Annotated in this window: 23 protein-coding genes and 2 tRNA genes; 11 read left to right on the top strand and 14 right to left on the bottom strand. The window is 69.5% G+C overall.

What is annotated here, in order from left to right; all coding sequences use genetic code 11:
- Nucleotides 1–149: 149 nt before the first annotated feature.
- Nucleotides 150–1,109, bottom strand: a complete 960-nt coding sequence (locus HNR30_RS14870) for an NAD(P)H-quinone oxidoreductase (RefSeq protein ID WP_181610432.1) — start codon at nucleotides 1,107–1,109, stop codon at nucleotides 150–152.
- Between the two features lie 103 nt (nucleotides 1,110–1,212).
- On the opposite strand from HNR30_RS14870, the gene HNR30_RS14865 reads away from it, so the two are divergent.
- Entirely contained in the window at nucleotides 1,213–2,904 is a 1,692-nt protein-coding gene (locus HNR30_RS14865) for a MinD/ParA family ATP-binding protein (protein WP_312894417.1), read from the top strand.
- Here HNR30_RS14865 and HNR30_RS14860 read toward each other — a convergent pair.
- Nucleotides 2,895–2,981: transfer RNA gene (locus tag HNR30_RS14860), tRNA-Ser, on the bottom strand. The two genes, HNR30_RS14865 and HNR30_RS14860, sit on opposite strands and share 10 nt — an antisense overlap.
- Before the next feature lie 92 nt (nucleotides 2,982–3,073).
- On the opposite strand from HNR30_RS14860, the gene HNR30_RS14855 reads away from it, so the two are divergent.
- From HNR30_RS14855 to HNR30_RS14845, 3 genes are all read left to right on the top strand, one after another.
- Nucleotides 3,074–3,433: an STAS domain-containing protein gene (locus HNR30_RS14855; protein WP_181610431.1), complete on the top strand. Its 360-nt coding sequence runs from the start codon at nucleotides 3,074–3,076 to the stop codon at nucleotides 3,431–3,433.
- Between the two features lie 36 nt (nucleotides 3,434–3,469).
- On the top strand, nucleotides 3,470–4,084 hold the full coding sequence (locus HNR30_RS14850) for a DUF998 domain-containing protein (protein ID WP_181610430.1): 615 nt from the start codon (nucleotides 3,470–3,472) through the stop codon (nucleotides 4,082–4,084).
- 128 nt (nucleotides 4,085–4,212) lie between these two features.
- Nucleotides 4,213–5,232, top strand: a complete 1,020-nt coding sequence (locus tag HNR30_RS14845) for a BtrH N-terminal domain-containing protein (protein WP_181610429.1) — start codon at nucleotides 4,213–4,215, stop codon at nucleotides 5,230–5,232.
- On the opposite strand, the gene HNR30_RS14840 is transcribed toward HNR30_RS14845, so the two are convergent.
- From HNR30_RS14840 to HNR30_RS14825, 4 genes are read right to left on the bottom strand one after another with little or no spacing between them, the layout of a single operon-like run.
- Complete coding sequence (locus HNR30_RS14840; RefSeq protein WP_181610428.1) at nucleotides 5,219–6,055, bottom strand: NUDIX hydrolase; 837 nt, start codon at nucleotides 6,053–6,055, stop codon at nucleotides 5,219–5,221. The genes HNR30_RS14845 and HNR30_RS14840 overlap by 14 nt on opposite strands.
- A gap of 10 nt (nucleotides 6,056–6,065) precedes the next feature.
- Nucleotides 6,066–6,944: a hypothetical protein gene (locus HNR30_RS14835; protein WP_181610427.1), complete on the bottom strand. Its 879-nt coding sequence runs from the start codon at nucleotides 6,942–6,944 to the stop codon at nucleotides 6,066–6,068.
- Nucleotides 6,935–8,881: a terpene synthase family protein gene (locus HNR30_RS14830; RefSeq protein ID WP_181610426.1), complete on the bottom strand. Its 1,947-nt coding sequence runs from the start codon at nucleotides 8,879–8,881 to the stop codon at nucleotides 6,935–6,937. The genes HNR30_RS14835 and HNR30_RS14830 overlap by 10 nt, the downstream gene beginning before the upstream one ends.
- Nucleotides 8,882–8,883: 2 nt before the next feature.
- Nucleotides 8,884–10,260, bottom strand: coding sequence for a family 2B encapsulin nanocompartment shell protein (locus HNR30_RS14825; RefSeq protein WP_181610425.1), 1,377 nt, complete (start codon nucleotides 10,258–10,260; stop codon nucleotides 8,884–8,886).
- A gap of 129 nt (nucleotides 10,261–10,389) precedes the next feature.
- Between HNR30_RS14825 and HNR30_RS14820 the strand changes: the two genes are divergently transcribed.
- Complete coding sequence (locus tag HNR30_RS14820; RefSeq protein WP_181610424.1) at nucleotides 10,390–10,587, top strand: glycine zipper domain-containing protein; 198 nt, start codon at nucleotides 10,390–10,392, stop codon at nucleotides 10,585–10,587.
- 19 nt (nucleotides 10,588–10,606) lie between these two features.
- Here HNR30_RS14820 and HNR30_RS14815 read toward each other — a convergent pair whose 3' ends face one another.
- Nucleotides 10,607–11,329 carry a M15 family metallopeptidase gene (locus HNR30_RS14815; protein WP_246378582.1) on the bottom strand — a complete coding sequence of 241 codons (723 nt, stop codon included), beginning with the start codon at nucleotides 11,327–11,329 and terminating at the stop codon, nucleotides 10,607–10,609.
- A 225-nt stretch (nucleotides 11,330–11,554) separates the two neighbouring features.
- On the bottom strand, nucleotides 11,555–13,069 hold the full coding sequence (locus HNR30_RS14810) for an MDR family MFS transporter (protein ID WP_312894416.1): 1,515 nt from the start codon (nucleotides 13,067–13,069) through the stop codon (nucleotides 11,555–11,557).
- A gap of 76 nt (nucleotides 13,070–13,145) precedes the next feature.
- Between HNR30_RS14810 and HNR30_RS14805 the strand changes: the two genes are divergently transcribed.
- The 5 genes from HNR30_RS14805 to HNR30_RS14785 all read left to right on the top strand — a co-directional run bounded on the left by HNR30_RS14805 (nucleotide 13,146) and on the right by HNR30_RS14785 (nucleotide 17,085).
- A complete protein-coding gene (locus HNR30_RS14805) occupies nucleotides 13,146–13,697 on the top strand; it encodes a TetR/AcrR family transcriptional regulator (RefSeq protein ID WP_312894415.1) in 552 nt (183 codons plus the stop codon).
- Between the two features lie 14 nt (nucleotides 13,698–13,711).
- Nucleotides 13,712–14,110: a GNAT family N-acetyltransferase gene (locus tag HNR30_RS14800; protein WP_181610422.1), complete on the top strand. Its 399-nt coding sequence runs from the start codon at nucleotides 13,712–13,714 to the stop codon at nucleotides 14,108–14,110.
- A 164-nt stretch (nucleotides 14,111–14,274) separates the two neighbouring features.
- Nucleotides 14,275–14,502, top strand: coding sequence for an acyl carrier protein (locus HNR30_RS14795; protein ID WP_181610421.1), 228 nt, complete (start codon nucleotides 14,275–14,277; stop codon nucleotides 14,500–14,502).
- Nucleotides 14,499–15,671, top strand: coding sequence for a glycosyltransferase (locus HNR30_RS14790; protein ID WP_181610420.1), 1,173 nt, complete (start codon nucleotides 14,499–14,501; stop codon nucleotides 15,669–15,671). Before HNR30_RS14795 ends, HNR30_RS14790 begins: the two co-directional genes overlap by 4 nt.
- Nucleotides 15,672–15,690: 19 nt before the next feature.
- Nucleotides 15,691–17,085, top strand: coding sequence for an amino acid adenylation domain-containing protein (locus tag HNR30_RS14785; protein WP_181610419.1), 1,395 nt, complete (start codon nucleotides 15,691–15,693; stop codon nucleotides 17,083–17,085).
- A 13-nt stretch (nucleotides 17,086–17,098) separates the two neighbouring features.
- On the opposite strand, the gene HNR30_RS14780 is transcribed toward HNR30_RS14785, so the two are convergent.
- The 5 genes from HNR30_RS14780 to HNR30_RS14760 all read right to left on the bottom strand — a co-directional run bounded on the left by HNR30_RS14780 (nucleotide 17,099) and on the right by HNR30_RS14760 (nucleotide 19,477).
- Complete coding sequence (locus HNR30_RS14780) at nucleotides 17,099–17,368, bottom strand: hypothetical protein (RefSeq protein ID WP_181610418.1); 270 nt, start codon at nucleotides 17,366–17,368, stop codon at nucleotides 17,099–17,101.
- A 48-nt stretch (nucleotides 17,369–17,416) separates the two neighbouring features.
- Nucleotides 17,417–17,797: a Cpe/LpqF family protein gene (locus HNR30_RS14775; RefSeq protein WP_181610417.1), complete on the bottom strand. Its 381-nt coding sequence runs from the start codon at nucleotides 17,795–17,797 to the stop codon at nucleotides 17,417–17,419.
- Between the two features lie 66 nt (nucleotides 17,798–17,863).
- Nucleotides 17,864–18,268, bottom strand: a complete 405-nt coding sequence (locus HNR30_RS14770) for a hypothetical protein (RefSeq protein ID WP_181610416.1) — start codon at nucleotides 18,266–18,268, stop codon at nucleotides 17,864–17,866.
- Nucleotides 18,269–18,664: 396 nt separating this feature from the next.
- Nucleotides 18,665–18,754, bottom strand: a tRNA-Ser gene (locus tag HNR30_RS14765).
- Nucleotides 18,755–18,916: 162 nt separating this feature from the next.
- Complete coding sequence (locus HNR30_RS14760; protein ID WP_181610415.1) at nucleotides 18,917–19,477, bottom strand: YceI family protein; 561 nt, start codon at nucleotides 19,475–19,477, stop codon at nucleotides 18,917–18,919.
- A gap of 107 nt (nucleotides 19,478–19,584) precedes the next feature.
- Here HNR30_RS14760 and HNR30_RS14755 point away from each other — a divergent pair, with 107 nt between their 5' ends.
- On the top strand, nucleotides 19,585–20,091 hold the full coding sequence (locus HNR30_RS14755; protein WP_312894414.1) for a MarR family winged helix-turn-helix transcriptional regulator: 507 nt from the start codon (nucleotides 19,585–19,587) through the stop codon (nucleotides 20,089–20,091).
- Here HNR30_RS14755 and HNR30_RS14750 read toward each other — a convergent pair.
- The gene (locus HNR30_RS14750; RefSeq protein ID WP_181610413.1) at nucleotides 20,030–20,500 is read right to left on the bottom strand and encodes a SigE family RNA polymerase sigma factor; all 471 of its coding nucleotides are present in this window, start codon (nucleotides 20,498–20,500) and stop codon (nucleotides 20,030–20,032) included. The genes HNR30_RS14755 and HNR30_RS14750 overlap by 62 nt on opposite strands.
- Nucleotides 20,501–20,527 lie beyond the last annotated feature (27 nt).

Raw genomic sequence — 20,527 nt, 5'->3', positions numbered from 1 at the left:
GGCTGGCCGGACACGGCGAAACGACTGTGGAGGGCACGTAAGACCGGGAGCGGAGCCCCCGACCTCGGCTGCGCCCGAAAGCTACGACGCAGGTGTGTCGTAGGCGGAAGCAGTAAGCCCTCCACGGCGACGCGGAGGATCCTCGGTGATCATGCCGGGGAGGATGCCAATAGCAGGATCTTGCCGACGTGTTCCCCGGAATCGAGCAGGCGGTGTGCTTCGGCGGCCTGCGCCATCGGCAGCGTCGTGTGCACCACCGGCCGGACGGCTCCCGCCGACAGCAGGGGCCAGACGTTCTCGACGACGCCGCGGCAGACGGCGCCCTTCTCGTCGGCCGGGCGGGAGCGCAGGGTGGTGCCGTGGACGGCGGCGCGCTTGTTGAGCAGGGTGAGCAGGTCGAGCTCCGCCTTGATGCCGCCCTGGAGGCCGATGACGACCAGGCGGCCGCCGGTCTTGAGGGCGCGGACGTTGCCCGCCAGGTACTTGGCGCCCATGATGTCGAGGATCACGTCCGCCCGGACCTTCTCGGAGAAGTCCTCCTCGCGGTAGTTGACCACCTCGTCGGCGCCGAGCGCGCAGACGGCCGCGCCCTTGAGGTGCGAGCCGACGGTGGCGACCACGTGCGCGCCGTGGGCCTTGGCGAGCTGGACGGCCATCGTGCCGATGCCGCTGGCGCCGCCGTGCACGAGCAGCGTCTCGCCGCGGCGAAGGCGGGCGAGCATGAAGACGTTCGACCACACGGTGCACACCACCTCGGGCAGCCCCGCGGCATCCGTTATGGAAATGTTCTCCGGGATCGGCATCACCTGCTCCCACGGAACGGCGACCCGCTCGGCATATCCGCCCCCGCCGAGCAAGGCGCACACCTGATCACCGGGTTCGAATCCGTAACCGCCCTGAATGATCACTCCGGAGCATTCGAGACCCGGGTAGGGGGAGTCTCCCGGGGGCGGATTGTAGAAACCCTGGCGCTGCATGACGTCGGCCCTGTTCACCGCCGACGCGGTCACCTCGATGAGTACTTCCCCAGGTCGGACCGTGGGTTCGGGCACCTCTTGCCACTCCAGCACCTCTGGCCCGCCGGCCTCGGTGATCACTATTGCTCTCATGCCAACCACGCTAACTTGTGGGTTGACCGCATTCATGGGAACACGGGGCGTTAATCTGCAATGTATTTGCTACCCCTTTGCACCCGTCCCGAGGGGGAACACGGTGGCAAGACACGATCGTGAAGAATCTCTAGAAGAACAGCTGGCATGGCTCGATGCCATCAAGGAGGCCGAGGACTCCACGCCCATCGCGGTGAGCGCGGTGACGATGGCGGACGACGGCTCCCTTTCGCCGTACCCGAAGGATCCATGGGGGGAGACGTCGACGCCGCCGCTGTTCCGCGCGGCCGTCGACAGCGTGTACAGCCCGGCGACGCCCGAAGAGGCGCCCGCCGAGGAGGCGACCGCCAACGAGTGGCTGGACCAGGCCAAGCCCGCCGAGGACAGCTTCCTGGCGCCGCTGAAGCCGCTGCCGCGTCCCGACGACACCGACACCTCGCTGGAGTCGTCCCGCGGCCTGTTCGACGCCGGGCAGAAGAAGGAACAGGGGGGCACGGCGGGCACGACCTGGCCGAAGTCGCCCGAGTGGCCGCAGACGAGCTTCGAGGAGCCGCGCAGGTCCGCCTTCGACGAGAAGCCGGCCGCCGAGGAGCCGGAGGGCGAGCCGGTCGCGCCGGTGTTCGGCAAGGCGCGGGCGTTCGACGAGGCGCTGGAGTCGGCGACGGATCCTGGCCTGCAGCGCCCGTCGACGCTCGACCAGCCGTCTCCGTTCGAGCAGCCTCACCCGTTCGAGCAGCCCCAGCCTTCGGCTTTCGAGCGGCAGAAGCCCGCCTTCGAGGAGGCCTTCGTCGCCGAACCGCGCGAACCGCGGCGCCGCAGGCACATCCCCATCCCGCAGGCCACGCCCGGCGGTCCGACCGCCGACAGCCTCGACCCCGAGACGCTGCTGCGCGGTGCGGGCCGTAGGAACGCTCCCGCGGGCGGCTGGCGGCGCCTGGTCTACAAGGCGTCGGGCGGCTGGATCCGTCCGGGTGAGTCTCCGGAGGTACGGCGGCGCCGGGAGCTCCTGGGGCGCGCCCGTACCCCGGTCGCCACCGGCCACCACCGTGTGGCCGTCCTGTCGCTCAAGGGCGGCGTCGGCAAGACCACGACCACCGTCGGGCTCGGCGCGACGCTCGCCCAGGTGCGCGGCGACCGCGTGATCGCGGTCGACGCCAACCCCGATCGTGGAACGCTCTCGGACAAGGTCGAGCTGGAGACGTCGGCGACCGTGCGCGACCTGCTCAACGAGCGTGAGCAGGTCAAGCGCTACGTCGACATCCGGGCCTTCACCACCCAGGCGCCCTCGCGGCTGGAGGTGCTCGCCTCCGACCGCGACCCGTCGATCTCCGAGGCGTTCAGCGGCGCCGACTACCAGTCCGTGGCGCAGGTGCTGGAGAACTTCTACTCCATCTGCATCACCGACTGCGGCACCGGGCTGCTGCACTCGGCGATGGGCGGCGTGCTCGGCCTGGCCGACCAGATCGTGCTCGTCAGCTCCGCGTCGGTCGACGGCGCCCGCGCCGCCTCGGCGACGCTCGACTGGCTGGAGGCGCACCACTACGGCGACCTCGTGCGTGAGGCCACGGTGGTGCTGTGCAGCGTGCGGCCGCGCTCGAAGTCGGCGGTCGACATCAAGAAGCTGGAGGCGCACTTCGCCGCCAGGTGCCGGGCCGTCGTGCGCGTGCCGTACGACCCCCACCTGGAGGAAGGCGCGGAGATCGACCTGGACAGGTTGCAGGAGCAAACCCGTGAGGCCTACCTGCAACTGGCGGCCTATGTCGGGGACGGCTTCGCCGGGGCGAGCGGAGGGTAAGGGATTCGAACCCTTGAGGCCATCGCTGACCTGGCCGCTTTCAAGGCGGCTGCACTAGTCCACTATGCGAACCCTCCAGAGGTTGCGGAAACCACGATAGCGGCCCCTGACGCGTCGCGCTGCTGAGGTGTAGCGTCAGGGCCAGGTTCCAGGCCAGGAGGCACTCCCGTTGGTCGAGCTCGTGGTCGAGGTGGAGAGGTCGGGATCGGCCGCGCTGGTGCGCATCATGGGCGACCTGGACAAGACGACCGTGCCCCAGCTCCAGCGGCCGCTCAGGGATCTCATCACGGACGGCTGCACGTCTCTGGTCATCGACACGACCGAGCTGGCGTTCTGCGACTCGAGCGGGTTGTGGCTGCTGCTGCAGACGCAGCAGCAGATCCGCCAGCAGGGCGGGGCGATGCGGCTCGACGGGGTGCACGGGGTGCTGCGGCGCATCCTGGAGATCACGGGGCTGTCGGCGGCCTTTCCCGCGGAGGAGGCGGTTCCTCACAACTTGCGGAGTAGGCGGCTGCCTCCCCCGGTATGACGCGCCAGGCCTGACCTGCTCCCTACCGTCCACCGCATGAAGCAAGCAGTGATCACAGGTTCTGTCGTCGGAGCCCTGGCCTTCGCCCTCTCCGACATCGTCAACACCGGCATGAGCCCCGTCGAGGAGACGGTCAGCCGTTTCGTCAACACCGACGCCGGCTGGCTGGTCACCGTCGGGCTGGCGGCCATCGCGCTGGGATCGGCGGCCCTCACCGCCATGGTCGCCCGCGCCGGCCTCGGCCGGCTGGGCACCGGCCTGCTCGCCCTCTGGTCGGCGGGCATCCTCGTGGCGGCGATCTTCCCCGCTGACCCTCCTGGCCGGTGGGACAACCCTTCGCTCTCGGAGACCGTGCACGGCCTGGCCGCGTGGGTGGCGCTTCTCGCCCTCATGATCGCCGCCATCGTGGTCACCCGGGCTCTGCCGCGTGATCCCGTGCTCTCGGGCATGACCGTCGCCGTCGTGGTCGGATTGGTGCTCTTCCTGGTCACCCTCGTCGACGCGATGGCCACCCGGTCGCTGCCGCCGCTCCTGGGGGTGACCGAGCGGATCGCGCTCGCGGCCGACCTCGGGTGGCTGGTCGTTGCCGCGATCCGCGTCGGCGGGTACCGTCGGGGTCGGCCGTACACGCCTGCCCGACTCCGAGCCTGATCACCGGCGCCCACGTCGTCACCCGATCAGGCGACCGAGGACAAGCCGTCCCTGACGCAGCGTGTGGACCCTGTGCGAGCCTGTCACCATGACCTCGCGGAGAACGTGGGACTCCGCTGGAGGACCTCATGATGACTGACAACGCCAGGCACCGAGCCCGCACGCGCGCGATCCGGGCCCGCATGGCGCGAACCGGTGAGAACTGGACCGTGGCCGCCCGCCACGTCGACGGCGACGCCGCCGGGCCGGCGCGGCACCACCACGAGTCCGCCCTGCTGCGGCGTTTCCTCGGCGGCGGCCCTTCCGAGGCGTTGCTGCTCGGGCTCGGCGGCGGCATCGGGTTCATGTACTTCGTGTTCGAGTACTCCGGCCACGCCCCCATGCTGACCATCGTCTGCCAGGCCCATCCGGAGCCGATGATCCCGCTCGCGCTCACCCGCCTGCGCGTGCCGTACGAGACGAAGCGCACGGGGTCGCCGCGGGTGGCCGAGCGCAACCTGCGGGCGGCCGTCGATGAGTACGGCGGGGCGTTGTGCAGGGTGGGGCGCTACGAGCTGCCCTGGCGGCCTTCGATGCCGTTCCCGGATCCGGTCGACGTCGCCGTGACGGGCATCTCGGGCGACGTGGTCACCGTGGACGACGACACGGTCCACGAGCTCCCGTTGCAGGACTTCATGGCCGCCTGGTCGGGCGTGAAGAAGGACAGGCACCAGCTCATCACCGTCACCGGCGAGGCTTCCGGCGAGCCGCTGGTCGCCGAGGCCGTCGCCGGCACGGCGGCCAAGCTCACCGGCCCGGTGATGGGCAACAACTTCGACGTCAACTTCGGGCTCTCCGGCATGCGCAAGCTCGCCGCCCAGCTGCCGTCGTGGGGCAGGCGGTGGGACGATCTCGCCGTGCCGCTGCGGCGCCTGCACGCGTGCCTGGAGCTGGAGTACACCACACCAGGGGCGACGCGGCCGCTGTACGCCGACTTCCTCGACGAGGTGGGAGCCGACGCCTGGTTGTATCGGGAGGCGGGTGACGTGTGGTCGGCGGTCGCCTCGGCGGCGCTCGCCGGGAAGCCGCCGGAGGAGATCGCCGCGCTGGTCGGTCAGGCGGCCGAGATCGAGTCGGCGGCGGCGGAAGCCCTGGTCAGAGCTGGTTGATCAGCCATTTCGGCCCTTCGGTCCGAGCCCTGTCCGACACCCTGTCGCGCAGCCCGCGATCCGCAGTCACGACCGTGACCCCCTGCCATCCGGGCACGCCTCGCACCACGTCGACGATCGTGTCGTCGCCGCTCGCCTGAGCGGCGACGACCTCCACGCCCGGCACCGGCTCCACCCCGCGAGCCGCTCCCTCCACGACCGCCACGATCCGCGGGAACCACTGATCGAGCACCGGGTGCCGCAGCCGGGCGGCGGCGACCTCGGTGAGCAGCCGCGAGGCCGCACCCGCCCGGTCCCTCCACCACCCGTGCTCGGCCCGCGCCCCGACGATGTTGGCCACGTCGAGGACCAGTGTCTGCGGCGCCAGCACGTCCTGGATCGTCACCCACGTGTGCGCGAAGCCGGGATGCAGCCGCTTGCCCGTCACCTCGCCCAGCGGCACCCAACGCAGTGCCGTGCTCTCGGCGTTGGCCGGGCGGGCGTCGATGAGCCCGCCCGACTCGGCGATCACCGTGTCGAAGGTCCACCCGCCGTGGTCGTCGAGGTAGACGCCGCTGACCCGCAGGTCATGCTTGTCGAGCGCCGCCTCCTCCCGCGCCTCGCGCATCGCCGTGGCGATGGGGTCCTCGTGGCTGTCGCGGGCCCCGCCGGGCAATCCCCAGGTCCCGCCGTGGTGGCTCCACAGGGCCCGCTTCTGCATCAGGATGTACGGCACGCCGGCGGCGTCGTGGTGGACGACGAGCAGTCCCGAGGCGCCGTGCACCCCCCAGTGGGTGTGCCCCTGCGCGCACGTGGCCCAGCCGTCACCGTCACTCGCTGCCATGGTCACCAGGCTAGAGCTGAACCCCGTCCAGAGCGCAGACGGCGTTCGGGATCAGTACGGCCAGCGAGAAATAGTCGCTGACCAGGTAGCCGGTTACCGCTCGGTCGTCCGTGCCCAGCTTGTGGATCTTCAGCCCGCCCTCGGGACGCAACCCCACGATGCCCTGACGCTTCTCGCCCGGCCGGACGACCAGGATCGACGTGGTCAGGTCGGCGGCGACGGGGAGCTTGTCGCAGGGCAGCAGCGGCAGCCCGCGCCAGCTCAGCAGCCGCCGGCCGTCGAGCTCGGCGGTGCCGGGAACGATCCCGTGGCGGTTGCACTGGCGGGCGAACGCGGCGATCGCCCGCGGGTGGGCGAGCAGGTAACGCGGGCGGGTCTGCTTGCAGATCAGCGCGTCCAGGTCGCTGGGCGTGGGCGGGCCCGTCCTGGCGGTCACCCGGTGGCGGGGCGGGGGAGCGTGGAGCAGGCCGAACGCCGGGTTGTTGATCAGCTCGTGCTCGCGCCGCTCCCTCAGCGCCTCCTCGGTGAGCCTGAGCTGCTGCTCGTACTGGTCCATCGGGTCGCTGTAGAGGTCGTCGACGCGGTTGTGGACGCGCATCACGGTCTGGGCGACCGACAGCTCGTACTCGCGCGGAGGTGAGCCGTACTCGACGTACATCCCCGGCAGGGCGGGCTCGCCGTGGTGGCCCGCCGCCACGATCACGCCCGGCTGGCTGCTGCCGTGGCGGGCGATCGTGCGGCGGACCGTGCTGGTGCGGCGGTAGACGCCGCCGGGTACCTCGGCCCACGACATGATCCGCAGCAGCCAGCCGGGTGTGGCCGACGCGTTGACGGGCGGGGTCTTCGTCGTGGTGGCCAGGTTGCGCGCGGCCGTCGTGCTCAGAGCCATGCCTTCACCCCTCTCGTGCCCAGCCCGGTCGGTCCTGCCGGGAGGCGGGGCGCCCGGCTCCAGCTCTGCTCCCCGGCCAGCCAGGCCAGCATGGCCGTTGCGTAGCGGGGCGACCCGGGCGCCAGGCGGTCGAACTGCGCCAGGCGGGCCGCTCGCAGGTCGCCCACGATGGCCGCCGCGCCGGTCGGTTCGCACTCCAGCAGGCGTTGTACGGCCAGCACGCCGTTGTTGTGGTCGGCCCGATGGAAGGCGGCCAGGTCACGCTGGGAGGTGACCGCGTCGGCGAAACAGTCGGCCAGGTCGCCGCCGGGACGCTCGTCCTGGGGCAGCGCCATGCCGTACTGCAGCAGGTCCAGGAGCATCCCGGTGCCCTCGCCCCGCCGTACGACCAGGTAGTCGACCGCGTCGGGCACCCGCTGCCTGACGCTGTTGGCCAGCTCCCACCCTCGGGCGGCGACCAGGTCGGCGAAATGGCCGGCCACGTGGTCGCGCGCTGCGAAGGCGGTGCGCGGCCACAGGTCGGCCAGGGCACGCTCGAAGGGGTTGACCGGCGCGGGCGGGTCAGGATCGAGGAAGCGGGGGAGCCTTTCCAGGAAGAGCCGGCCGCCGGTCAGGTCATGCCGTGACTTGTAGCCGTTCAGGTGGGTGTTTAGCTCGGCCAGCAGGACCTGCCACTGGGCGACCAGCTCCAGGCGTTCACGCGGGGCGTCCGGGAGGCACGACGCCGTGCGCTGGACGGCGTCGGGGTTGGGCGGCAGGCCGACCTGTCTCGCCCAGGCTGCCGCCGCGTTGCGGGCGGCAGAGGCGTGCGGGCTGGTCCTGGCCTGGAAGGTGACCTCCGGCGGGCGGTGGTCGAGCGGACGGTGGTCGAGCGGGCGGTGGTCGAGCGGGCGGTGGCCTGCCCACAGGCGGGCGGCCGACGTGCCGAGCCCGGTCGGATACCGCCAGATCGGCACGTACGGGTCGGCGCCGCGGGTGCCCTCGTTCATGTACCGGCTCGACCGCAGGTGCCACTCGTGCGAGCCCGCGTTGATGTCCTGCAACCGGCACGCCAGCCTGGCCACCTGCTCCCGCTCGGCCAGCTCGGGCACCTCGGTGAGCAGCGTGCTCTCGAACTGCAGCAGGCGCGAGGTCAGCAGGTCGTTGGCGGTGTCGGCCGCCTCCTGGGGCGTGAGCCCGAGGAAGTCCTGGAGCACCAGCACGAAGTTGTGGACCTCGCCCTCCTCCTCGACCTCACGCTGGTAGGAGAAGACGTCGTTGAGCAGCACCTGCGCGTCCGTGAAGGTGTCGCGCAGCACCCGAAACGGCCGCGACGACACCGTCTCCGGCGCCAGGTGCAGCCTGTCGACCTGCTCCACCAGTGTCGACACCCAGCGGCCCGCGCTCAGGCCGCGCTTGCGCTCCAGGTAGTCGATCGGGTTCGGCACCCGCCCGGCCCTGAGGTTCTCCAGCTCCCAGAAGGCGTCGCCGAGCTGGGCGAAGGTCTCGTCGGCGAACCGGCGGCGCCAGTCGTCGCCGGTCCCCGGCGCCGTGCGCGCCCACAGGTCCGCCAGCGCCGCCTGAACCGGGTCCTCCGGCTCCGGTACGGCACGGCCGAGGTCGAGGGGCATGAACGCCCGGGCCTTCGCGATCCACGCCTGCGCCCCTTCGACGTCCCCGTGCTGCTTGTAGTGCTCCAGGAACCAGTCGTCGAAGAAGAACCCCCACACGTACCAGTCGGTGATCAGCTCCAGCGACCCCTGGTCGGCGTCGGGGAAGCAGTAGGCGGCGAACAGCGCCAGGTCGATGGAGTCCATCGTGGCCGCGTCCCAGACCGCCGCGTCGATCAGCCCGAGCTCGGCGGCCCACGTCCTGGCGTGCGCCCGGGCCGCCTCGACGTGCGGATTGACCCGGGGCGGCCACGGCCGGTAGAAGTCCGGCAGCTCGAAGGGGCGCACCGTCAGTGGCCCAGCTCGACGTTCTCCAGCACGCCCAGCGCGTCGGGCACCAGCACGGCCGCGCTGTAGTAGGCGCTGACCAGGTAGGACATGATCGCCTGCTCGTTGATGCCCATGAAGCGCACGTTGAGCCCAGGCTCGTACTCATCCGGCAGCCCCGTCTGGTGCAGGCCCACCACACCCTGGACGGCCTCGCCGGTACGCATCAGGATGAGCGACGACATGCCGGCCTCGCTGATCGGGATCTTGTTGCAGGTCAGGATCGGGACACCCCGCCACGCGGGCACCTCGCGGCCGAGCAGCTCCACGGTCGACGGGTAGAGCCCGGCCTTGTTGCACTCGCGACCGAACGCGGCGATCGTGTGCGGGTGGGCCAGGAAGACGCTCGGCTCCTTCCACACCACCGCCAGCAGGTCGTCCATGTCGTCGGGAGTGGGCGGACCCGTGCGGGTCGAGATGCGCTGGCCGTACTCCGCGTTGTGCAGCAGGCCGAAGTCGCGGTTGTTGATGATCTCGTGCTCCTGGCGCTCGCGCAGCGCCTCGACGGTCAGGCGCAGCTGCTGCTCGACCTGGTTCATCGGCTCGTTGTAGAGGTCGGCGACGCGGGTGTGCACCCGGAGCACGGTCTGGGCGACCGACAGCTCGTACTCACGCGGGCTCGTCTCGTAGGCGACATACGTGCTCGGCAGCACCGGCTCGCCGATGTGGCCCGACGCCATCTCGATCGCCGCCTCACCGGAGGCGTCGGTCACCGGGGCGTCGGCGTCGAGGAAGGAACGCAGATGCCGCTGCAGCCCGTCGGCGGCGCTCGCGATCAGGGCGAAGTCGCGACGGCAGAGCGAGAGCAGCACGCAGGGAGTGACGGCCTGGAAGCCGAACTCCCACACCCCGTGCTCGTCGAGCAGCGCCTGCTCGCCGAAGTAGGCGCCGTCCGACAGGATGCCCAGCGAGACCGGGTCCCCGTACTTCCCGGTGCCCTGCCGGTCGATCTTGCCGTGGGCGAGGATGAAGAAGCGGTCGACCTCCTGCTCCGGCTGGACGATCATGTCGCCGGGGCCGTACTCCACCTGGCGCATCCGGTCGGCCAGCGCCGCGAGCACCTCCTCGTCCGCGTACCCGCGCAGGATCGGCAGCTCGCCGAGCTCCTGCGGGATCACCCGCACGGTCGCGCCCGACTTCACGCACTCGATGCGGCCGTTACCCACCGTGTAGCTGAGCCGCCGGTTGACCCGGTAGGTGCCGCCCGACACCTCCACCCACGGCAGGGCCTTCAGCAGCCAGCGCGAGGAGATGCCCTGCATCTGCGGGACCGACTTGGTGGTGGTGGCGAGATTCCGCGCCGCGGCTGTGCTGAGACTGGAAAGGTTCTGTTCTGTCATGAGGCTTCACCCTCGTGACCATGACGCGAGCCTTCTGAGCAGATGGGCAAGCTTTTGATGACAGTTGTCATCTCCAGCCGATGATTGGGACGACTGGGGGCGGGGGCTCAAGATTGCGAAGATCTCTCCATGACCCAGAACGACCCCGCCCAGCCCAACCCCACCGTCGCCGCCTTCCCCGCCATGATCGGCAGCGGCGTCGCGATCGGGGTGGCGCTCGGGCTCGTCTTCGACAACCTGGCGCTCGGGATCGGCATCGGCATGGCGATCGGCGCCGCCCTCGGCTCGCTGTCGATCATGATCGCGCGCAGGAAGCAGCAGGACTGACGGGGACCCTGGGTACGGCTCAGCCGCCGCCCTTGCTGAAGTGCTGGTAGTCCTTGGTGCCCGACCAGTAGCCGCCCCACTCCCAGCCGACCTTCTCGAACGCCCTGACCACCCGGTCCCGGCCGTTGATCACGCCGGGCTCGTCGAGCGGCCGGGTCTTGAACTCCTCCGCGTTGTCGTGGGCCACCGATCCGCCGGCCGTGACATACGGGTTCTGCTGCGGGTTGATGTCGATGGCCAGCCCGTAGGCGTGCTTCGACCAGTTGCTCGAACCGGTCGCCGCCCGGCAGTTGAACGCCGAGGTGTTGTTGGCGTCGATCGAGTCGAAGTCGTCGCCCTTGAAGACATCGACCAGCTCCATGCGCTCGATCGGCCACTTCCAGCCGTACAACTGCTTGAACACGGTGACGATGTCGTCGGTGACGCTCTTGTTGACGACCAGCTCGCCCGTGTGGGCCTTGTCGTCGAAACCCCAGTAGGTGAGCGTGACCAGGCGCAGGCCGCTCAGCGGCACCGGGCAGCCGGGGCGCCAGGAGTACGGCACGTCGTCGCGCTTGACCGCGCTCACCTTCGAGGTGAAGGCGGGTGGGCCGGTGGGGGTCTCGCTCTGGGCTGGGCTCGGCGGTGGCGCGGTGGTGGCCGCCTGGGTGGGCGCCTGGGTGGGCGATGCCACCGGCTCCTCGGCGCTGCAGGCTGCGACCGCCGCAAGGATCAGGGCCATCAGGGCAGCTGGGCGCTTCATCTGAACACCATATGCGACGCTTCGTGCTCGCTGTGTTAGCACCCTGTCGCCGTCACGTCACGGCGCGCGGCCACGTCCGACTGTTTGCCGTGGGGCACGGACGTTCAGGGGCGTCGGCGGGTGGGGGTGACCCATGCGTGCCGTACGAAAGAAGACCCGCCGACGCCGGGAGCCTGCGAGGAGGCCCGCCGACGCCGGAAGGAGAGACCCAGGGGACAGGGGTGGCTAGGAGCGGCCGCGCAGGGGGAGCTCCTTGAGGAAGAGCACCGCGAGCAGGCCGAGCACCGCGATAGGGACGCCGACGAGGAAGACCGTCTCCAGCGCCTGCGTGAACGACTCCAGGATCGCCTGCTTGATCGGCCCCGGCAGGTGCTGGATCGCCTCCGGGCTGCCGAGCTGCGCGGTACCGCCTCCGGCCCCCGCGGGCAGGCGCGAGGCGAGCTCCTCCTTGAGCCGGTTGGTGAGGATCGCCCCGAATGCCGCCACGCCCACCGCGCCGCCGAGCGAGCGGAAGAACGAAACCCCCGAGGTCGTGGCCGCGAGGTCGCGCAGCTCGGAGCCGTTCTGGGCGGCGAGGATGAGCATCTGCATCGACAGGCCCAGCCCGATGCCGAGCACCGCCATGTCGAAGCCGATCAGCCAGGCCGACGAGTCGACCTGCAGGAGCGAGAGCAGGTACAGCGCGACCGACACGAGCGCGAGGCCGATGACCGGGAAGATCTTCCACTTGCCGGTCGAGGTCACGATCTTTCCGGAGACGACGCCGGAGATGAACATGGTGACCACCATCGGCAGCGTCATCAGGCCGGACGCCGTCGGGCTCATGCCCTTGACGATCTGCAGATACTGCGGCAGGTAGATCATCGCCCCGAACAGGGCGACACCGACGAACAGCGAGGCCAGCGAGCTCAGCACGAAGGTCCGGTTGCGGAACAGCCGCGGCGGCAGGATCGGCTCCTTGGCCGTGCGCTCGGCGACCACGGACAGCACCAGGGCGATGACGCTGATCGCGCCGAGGACGTAGGTCCAGGGGGAGTTCCACTCGAACTCGTGCCCGCCGAGCGAGAGCAGCAGCATCACTCCGCTGGCGGCGGCGGTGATGGTGGTCGCGCCCCAGATGTCGATGCTGGCCTCGCGCTTGACGACCGGCATGCGCAGCACCTTCTGGATCACCACGAACGACACCAGCGCGAACGGCACGCACACGTAGAAGCACCAGCGCCAGCCGAGCCAGTCGGCGTCGACGATGAAGCCGCCGATGAGCGGGCCCGCCACCGTGGAGATGCCGAAGACGGCGCCCATGTAGCCGGAGTACCGGCCACGCTCGCGGGGGGAGACGATGTCGCCCAGGATGACCTGCGAGAGCGCCGACAGGCCGCCGACTCCGAGGCCCTGTACGGCTCGCGCCGCGATCAGCTGCCCCATGTCCTGGGAGAGCCCGGCGGCCACCGAGGAGATCACGAAGATCGCCAGGGAGAGCTGGAAGAGGCGCTTGCGCCCGTACAGGTCGGAGAGCTTGCCCCACAGCGGCGTGGAGACGGTCATCGTGAGCATGCTCGCGGTGGCGACCCAGGAGTACTGGTCCTGTCCGCCGAGCTCGCCCACGATCGTGGGCAGGGCGGTGCCGACCACGGACATGGAGATCATCGAGGTCAGCATGGCGAGCATGAGCCCGGAGAGGATCTCCAGGATCTGCCGGTGGGTGTACTGCGGGGGTTGTGTCGTTGTTGTGCTGGTCACCAAGAAGGCCTCAATCCCGTCCCAAAGCTTAGATTGGCTAAGTATACGCCCGTTTACAACCCGATAGAATGCCGGGGTGAAGTCACGTGATCGCGAGGCGACGCGGCAGCGGTTGTTCCACGCGGCACGGTCCCTGTTCGCCGAGTACGGCTATGAGCACGTCACCGTGCGCATGATCGCCGCGGAGGCGGATGCCAACGTCGCGCTCGTGGCGCGCTACTTCGGCTCCAAGGCCGAACTGTTCGCCGAGGTGCTGGCGGGGGAGCCGAGCATCCGTCAGGTGTTCGGCGGCGACACGGAAGGGCTGCCCAGGCGCCTGGCGGAGTACGCCGCCCAGCGCATGCACGCCGAGCCCGACAGCCCGATCCTGCGCTCCCTGGAGCGATCGGCCGGGCATCCCGAGATCCAGAACGTGGTGCGCGACCGGCTCCGCAACGTGATCATCGAGCCCCTGGCCAGGTTGCTGGCCGAGTCGGGCGAGCCCGCCGCGTCCATGGCGCGGGCCCGCCTGGTCACCTCGATCTTCCTCGGCATCGGCACGCTGCGCCGCCTGGTCGGTCCGGAGCAGGGGACACCCGCCGACGTCGACCGCCTGACCGCCGTGTTCGCGGCGGCACTGAAACCCTGAGAGCCCACACGCTGATGATCGAATACACCGACGACCTCGCGGCGCTCGACCCTTCGATGCTGGAGGGCTTCTTCGTCGGCTGGCCGTCCGCGCCCTCGCCCGAGCAGCATCTGGCCGTGCTGCGCGGCAGCTTCCGTGCGATCGTCGCCCTGGAGGGCGGCAAGGTCGTCGGCTTCGTCAACATGATCAGCGACGGAGTCCTGACCGCGTTCATCCCGTGGCTGGAGGTGCTGCCCGGCCACCAGGGGCAGGGCATCGGCACCGAGTTGATGCGCCGCGTCCTGGAGGGCTCCGAGCGGTTCTACTCCGTCGACCTGCTGTGTGACGAGGAGCTCCAGCCGTATTACGAGAAGCTCGGCATGCTGCGGGTGCCGGGGATGACCCTGCGGCATCGTTCGGCACTGGCTCGCTGATCTGTTCGGTTGTCCACAGGGTTGTACACACCCTGTGGAACACGTGTTCGGTAGAAACAGGCGGCTTAACGGAAGACGGATATCCGCAGAAAAGGTTGACCCTGACGCGGCCGGAAACCTAGCGTGACCCGTGGGAGCGATCCCACGAGCCTGGGGAGTTCGGGATGTTCGAGAACGCCGTCCTGCGACTGTGGAGCGAGATCTTGGGCGTCGAGGTGACCTCGGCCGACCAGGACTTCTACGACCTGGGCGGACAGTCCCTGGCCATGGTGCAGTTCGTGGCGATGGTCGAGAGCGAGTTCGGTGTCGAGCTCCCGATCGAGGTGCTCTTCGCCGAGGGCCTGACCGCGGCCGAGGCGGCGCTGGCGATCGAGGCGGGGGCCAGGGCGTGACCACCGTGATCATGGTTGCCCACGGCACCCATGGTGACGTCCTGCCGTTCGTGGGCCTGGGCCGCGTCCTGCGCGACCGCGGTCACCACGTGGAGCTCGTCACGCACGCGCCGTTCGAGCCCACGGCACGCCGCGAGGGCCTGGACTTCACGGCCATCGACATCGAGCAGCAGTACGAGCGGTTCCTGGCCGACACCCCGCTCCTGCTCGGGCGCGGGCTGGAGCGGTGGCGGCACTTCTACGACGCGGCCGGCCTGTTCGACCAGATCAGGTTCGAGTGCGAGGTGCTCAAGGCGCGTCACGTGCCGGGCGAGACGGTCTTCGTGGGCCGGCACACCACGGCGGTCTCCACGCTCTTCGCCGGGGAGGCGCTGAACGTGCCCACGGCGTGGGTGGCGGTGACGCCGGTGCAGTACATGTCGGAGCGCCCCGCCATCCATCTGTACTCGACGCTGCTGAGCGACCGGTTCGACGAGATCCGCGTCATGCTCGGGCTGGAGCCGGTCACGGACTGGGCGGCGTGGTTCACCTCCGCGCGGTTGCATGTGGGGCTGTGGCCCGAGTGGTTCGACCGGGCCGGGGTCCCCGCACCGGCCAGGGCGCTGCTGACAGGGGCGCCGTTCGGCGACGACATGTTCCAGGCCGACGTGCCCGCGCGGGCCGGGGAACTGCTCGACCGGGGCGCCGTGATCGTCACCGGGGGCACGGGGCGGATGATCCACGAGGGCTTCTACCGGGCCGCCGTCGACGCGTGCCGTACGGCTGGGCTGCCCGCGCTGGTGGTCACCCGCTACCGGGACCTGGTGCCCGACCCGCTTCCCGACGGCCTGGCCTGGTTCCCTCACCTGCCCTTCCACCAGGTCATGCCGCGCGCCCGGGTGGTGCTGCACCACGGCGGCATCGGCACGGTCATCAGGGCGGTGGCGGCCGGGGTGCCGCAGGTGCTGCTGGCTCACGGGTTCGACCGGTCGGACAACGGCATCCGGCTGGCCAGGGCCGGGCTCGGCAGCTGGCTGCCCGAGCGGCGCTGGACGTCCGGCGAGATTGTGCCCCTGCTGCTCGCGGCAGCCAGGTCCGGCGACGGGTATCGCGAGCGGGCGTCCGAGGTGGCGCGCTCGACCAGACCGGGGCTGCTCGGTGCGGCCGAGGCCATCGAAGCACTCTTCTAGACCTTCGGAGTCGTGAACTATGGGAGCGCTCCCACTCCTCTTCGAGAAGCAGGCCATGCTCGCGCCCGACCGGGTCGCCCTCGTCTCGGGCGCGAATCGGGTCACCTACGGCGAGCTGCGCGCCTCCGTCGACGAGCTGGCCGTACGGCTGGCCGAGGCGGGTGCGGGGCCAGGGATCCTGGTAGGCATCCTCGCCCGCCGGTCGGCGTTCCCGGTGGCCGCGATGCTGGCCGTCCTGAAGACGGGCGCCACCTATCTACCACTCGACCCGTCGTACCCGCAGGCGCGAATCGAGCTGATGCTGGCCGACTCCGGAGCCCAACTCCTCCTGACCGACGACGCCCTGACCAGCCGCGACGTCCCTGCGAGCCGCCAGCGACGAGAAGGCCGGTTTGCCCAGCAGAGCCTCCACGGCTGCGCCTACGTCATCTACACCTCGGGCTCCACCGGCAGACCCAAGGGCGTCATGGTGGACCACCACGCCGTCATCAACCTCCTCGACGGCATGAGCGACCTGCTGCACTCAGGACCCGACGACGTGTGGCTCGCGATCGCGCCGCTGTCGTTCGACATGAGCGTGATCGAGCTCTACCTGCCCCTCATCACCGGCGGCCGCGTCGTGATCGCCGACGCCAGGGCCGCGCTGATCGGCAAGCGGCTGGTCGAGCTGATCGACACCGAGGGCGTCACCCACATCCAGGCGACCCCGTCGGGCTGGCGCGTGCTGCTGTACGCCGGCTTCCACCGGCCCGAGGTCACCGCGCTCACCGGCGCGGAACCCCTCACCATCGCCCTGGCCAAGGAACTGCGCGCGGCCGTCGGACGCCTGATCAACATCTACGGGCCCACCGAGGCGACCGTCTGGTCCACCGCCTGGGACGTGCCCGAGGACCCCGGCTCGATCTCCATCGGCGAGCCGTTCCCCGGCGTCCGCGTCCACGTCGTCGACGACCGTCTCGGCCCCGCCGAGCAGGGCGAACTGGCCATCGGCGGCGTCGGCGTCAGCCGCGGCTACCTCGGCCGCCCCGCCCTCACCGCCGACCGCTTCGTCCCCGACCCGTACGGCGACGAGCCGGGTACCAGGCTCTACCTGACCGGCGACCTCGTCAGGCGCGGGCCCAGCGGTGTGGAGTATCTGCACCGCGCCGACACCCAGGTCAAGGTGCGAGGCCACCGCGTGGAACTGGGCGAGGTCGAGAGCGCGATGCAGGCCCTTCCAGGCGTACGGCAGGCGGTCGCGGCCGTACGGGGCGACACGCTGATGGCCTTCGTGGTCGGGCGCTGCCCTGACCTTCGCCCGCGGCTGGGGCGGGTGCTGCCCGCATACATGGTGCCGACGCGGGTGATCGAGGTCGACGACCTGCCCATGACCCCCAACGGCAAGGTCGACCGCTCAGCACTCAAGGAGCTCTAGCCCGGGATCGTGCTCAACCGGGGTTGTGCCACGTCTCGAACCGGATCTCCCTGGCCTGCGCGAACCGCTTGGCCCTGTCGACACACTCCTGGCACACCGGCTGCTTCACCACCCTGGCCAGCACCTCCGGAGACGGATCACGGAACCTGCCCGTCACCGACATCCCAGGAAGCAGCCCGGTCTCGGGATCCACCTCGATCATCATGACCGTCGAAGGCTGGTATCCGAAGGTGCGCTTGCAGCTGTAACACCGGCCGATCGCCGGCATCCGGTCATCCACCATGGGGCGCCCTCCTGCGCCCATCATGCCCCATTCGACCGGACCGCCGGGTCATTGCGGGGTGATCAGCAGGAACCCGATCTTTCCTTGGTCATCGACGGAGATCTCCGCCTTGTACACCTGCGCGGGGATCGACACCCGCGCCACCAGGGCCTCCGGTTCGACCTCGGTCAGCTCATCCACCCTCAGCCCGGCGAGCGTCGCGGCGATCTCGTTGAACTCCTTCGGGGGGACGTCCTGGAGGAAGTCCTTGCTGAGATGCTCGGCGAGCTCGCTCTCCGGCAGGGGCGTCCTGTTGACCGCGTCGAGGTACCACTGGAGCTGCCTGCCGACGGCGCTGTCGGGAATCACGACGTCGGGCTTCGCCTCCGCGCAGCCCACCAGGGCCAGAAGCAGGCCGGCCAGGACCACCAGCCTGGAACGTACGCGCACGGTTACTCCTTGATCGGGAGGAATCGGCTCGCAACCTACCAGACCACCCACCGCCAAGCGGTCGCGTCAGCAGGCCCCCGGATCGGCCCTCACGGAAGCGGGCGCGTACTGGAAGTTGCTGAAGCGGGTCTCCACCGTCAGACAGGCATGGTGGACGCCGTCAGCGCCGGAGACCTCGATGGTGTGGGTGGAGGACATGCCACCGTCCGCTCCGAGGTCGCCCATCCTCGAACCTCCGCCCCCGGTCACCTGAAAGCCGCTCGGCAGCGCCGCCTCGACGTCCGCTATGGAAGGGTTCCCCTTGACTCCGTCGAGCTTGGCGGCGGCGTCACGAGCGGCGGCGAGGACCGCAGCCTCGTTCGCGTTATCGTCGGCGATCCGCTGGCTCGTGGACTTGTAGTTCGGGGCCATGACGATGAAGACGACCGCCGCGATGCCGAAGACGGTAGAGATCACTCTCCAGGTGGACATGCCGGGAGAGGCTATGCGAGGGCGGTATTGATCGGTTATCGAGCCGTGGGAATACGATGCGTCTCTTCACGGTGGCCTGTAATCCAACCACTACGGCAGCAATCGCTGGGCGTGAGGGTCGTAGCAGACGAGCCCATGCTCCTCAGCTGCTTGGGTGACGAAGGGGCCCGCGACCTCTACCCTGCTCCAACTGATACCAATACAGACAGCCGAGCCGGCGCCGCTGTCCATCAAAGGTCCGTCCGACCACGGGCTGTCGATGCCCTCATCGGTCATGATGCATGGCCAGCGCGCGATTAGCGCGTCCAGGAAAGACCGTAGCTCACAGGGCGAGAACGGCCGACCAATTCACCAAAGAGCCCCTCCCCGAATGATTCGGAAAGGGGCTCTCACTTGCGGAGGCTCGGGGATTTGAACCCCGGATGGGCGGTAAACCCAAACCGCATTAGCAGTGCGGCGCCATAGACCTGACTAGGCGAAGCCTCCTGGTAGCCGTGTGGCTCAGCACAGAGTACCGGCCTTCGGCCGAGGCGGCAAAGCGGTTGCCGATCGCGTCGCCGCCCAGCTCATCCACGGCCTGTGGACAACCTCGTCCACATCTGTGGAAAAGCCCGCCCCCTGTCCACAGGGAGCGGGCTAATCTGCTGCTCAAGCGGGGTTGGCCTCGCCCTCGACCTCAATCTTGATCTTCTTGCCCACGAGCACGCCGCCGGTCTCCAGGGCGGCGTTCCAGGTGAGTCCGAACTCCTCGCGGTCGATCTCGGTGGTGATGGTGAAGCCCCACACTTCGACGCCCCACGGGTTGGTGCCGGCGCCGCCGTACTCGACGTTGAGCTCGACGGGCTTGGTGACGTCGCGGATGGTGAGGTCGCCGACGACGGTGAACTCGTCGCCGGAGTGGCTCAGGACGCGGGTCGACCGGAAGGTGATCGTGGGGTACTTCTCGACGGACAGGAAGTCGTCGCTGCGCAGGTGGCCGTCACGGTCGGCTACGCCGGTGGTGATGCTGTCCGTCTGGATGGTGAGCTGGGCGGAGGACTCGAGCGGGTTCTCGGCGATCGTCACCGACCCCTCGAACTTTTCGAACTTGCCGCGGACCTTGCTGACCATCATGTGCTTGGCGCTGAAGCCGACGCTCGTGTGGGCGGCGTCCAGGTTGTAGGTGCCGGCCGCGGGGATCTGGAGGCCTTCCCAGGTGCGAGTGCTCATGTCCATGTCTCCCTAAGAGTGATGCTTGCCGTGCGGATGTTTGCTCCAACAAAGGTCTACAGGAGGAATATTCCTCACGTCAACTATTGCTCTTGTAGACTGTGAACGTGAACCACATTGACGACCCGAGGCTGACCGCGATGGGCCTGCTCTCCGAGGTCCACGCAGGTTTGATGGACAGACTCGCCCCCGCGTTGGCAGGCAGCGGGCTGTCCGATGTGGACTTCGAGACCGTGCTCAGGTTGTCGCGCTCGCCCGGGCAGAGCCTGCGGATGAGCGACCTGGCCGGGCAGACCGGGTTGTCCACAAGTGGCGTGACCCGGGTCGTCGACCGCCTGGAGCGTGAGGGCCTGGTGCGCAGGCAGCCGTGTGCGACCGACCGGCGCGCTTCGTACGCGACGCTGACCGACAAGGGTGTCGAGCGTCTCGAGAAGGTGATCCCGCAGCACCTCGAGGACATCGAGGAGTGCTTCACGGGGTTGCTGAGCGAGCAACAGCTTGAGACCTTCCTCGGAACTCTGCGGGTGATCCGTGATGTCGTACGGCCCTGCGCTACCGCTGGTGCTGAAGGCAGTCACGAAGCTTCGCCATCGCACGCGAGACAGTGCTCTTAACAGTACCGACGCTGATCCCGAGCCGTCTGGCGACTTCGGCTTCGGAGAGGTCCTCGTAGTAGCGCAGCTGGATGGCGGCGCGCATCCGCTCGGGCAGTCCGGCGAGGGCCACCTCCAGTCGTTCGTGTGACTCGCAAACCGGCTCGGTCGGAATGCAGATTTCGGGCAGCTCATCGGAGGGGTACTCCTCGAGTTTGCGCCGGCGCCACTGCGAGATGTTGATGTTGACCATCGCCCGGCGGATGTAGCCGTCGCGATCCTGGATGTCGCGCCAGGCCGGATAGGTCTTGGCCAGGGCGCTCTGCAGGAGATCCTCCGCATCCGAGGCGTGGCCGGTGAGCTGGTGCGCGGTGCGCAGCAGTGCCGGTCGCCGGGTGCGGACGTAATCGTGGAAATCCTCCTCGTCCATTGAGGCCAGAATCCCAGCTCGATGGAG

This window comes from Nonomuraea soli, from assembly GCF_013761175.1.
Classification (GTDB): domain Bacteria; phylum Actinomycetota; class Actinomycetes; order Streptosporangiales; family Streptosporangiaceae; genus Nonomuraea; species Nonomuraea soli.
Note: the sequence above shows the minus strand (reverse complement) of the source record. Positions and strands in the feature narration are given on the sequence as shown.

Bases quoted from the DNA above. Each gene is read 5' to 3' on its own strand.
- HNR30_RS14870 (WP_181610432.1), bottom strand. From the start codon at position 1,109: ATGAGAGCAATAGTGATCACCGAGGCCGGCGGGCCAGAGGTGCTGGAG.
- HNR30_RS14850 (WP_181610430.1), top strand. From the start codon at position 3,470: ATGAAGCAAGCAGTGATCACAGGTTCTGTCGTCGGAGCCCTGGCCTTC.
- HNR30_RS14845 (WP_181610429.1), top strand. From the start codon at position 4,213: ATGATGACTGACAACGCCAGGCACCGAGCCCGCACGCGCGCGATCCGG.
- HNR30_RS14840 (WP_181610428.1), bottom strand. From the start codon at position 6,055: ATGGCAGCGAGTGACGGTGACGGCTGGGCCACGTGCGCGCAGGGGCAC.
- HNR30_RS14835 (WP_181610427.1), bottom strand. From the start codon at position 6,944: ATGGCTCTGAGCACGACGGCCGCGCGCAACCTGGCCACCACGACGAAG.
- HNR30_RS14825 (WP_181610425.1), bottom strand. From the start codon at position 10,260: ATGACAGAACAGAACCTTTCCAGTCTCAGCACAGCCGCGGCGCGGAAT.
- HNR30_RS14820 (WP_181610424.1), top strand. From the start codon at position 10,390: ATGACCCAGAACGACCCCGCCCAGCCCAACCCCACCGTCGCCGCCTTC.
- HNR30_RS14815 (WP_246378582.1), bottom strand. From the start codon at position 11,329: ATGAAGCGCCCAGCTGCCCTGATGGCCCTGATCCTTGCGGCGGTCGCA.
- HNR30_RS14800 (WP_181610422.1), top strand. From the start codon at position 13,712: ATGATCGAATACACCGACGACCTCGCGGCGCTCGACCCTTCGATGCTG.
- HNR30_RS14795 (WP_181610421.1), top strand. From the start codon at position 14,275: ATGTTCGAGAACGCCGTCCTGCGACTGTGGAGCGAGATCTTGGGCGTC.
- HNR30_RS14785 (WP_181610419.1), top strand. From the start codon at position 15,691: ATGGGAGCGCTCCCACTCCTCTTCGAGAAGCAGGCCATGCTCGCGCCC.
- HNR30_RS14780 (WP_181610418.1), bottom strand. From the start codon at position 17,368: ATGGTGGATGACCGGATGCCGGCGATCGGCCGGTGTTACAGCTGCAAG.
- HNR30_RS14770 (WP_181610416.1), bottom strand. From the start codon at position 18,268: ATGTCCACCTGGAGAGTGATCTCTACCGTCTTCGGCATCGCGGCGGTC.
- HNR30_RS14760 (WP_181610415.1), bottom strand. From the start codon at position 19,477: ATGAGCACTCGCACCTGGGAAGGCCTCCAGATCCCCGCGGCCGGCACC.
- HNR30_RS14750 (WP_181610413.1), bottom strand. From the start codon at position 20,500: ATGGACGAGGAGGATTTCCACGATTACGTCCGCACCCGGCGACCGGCA.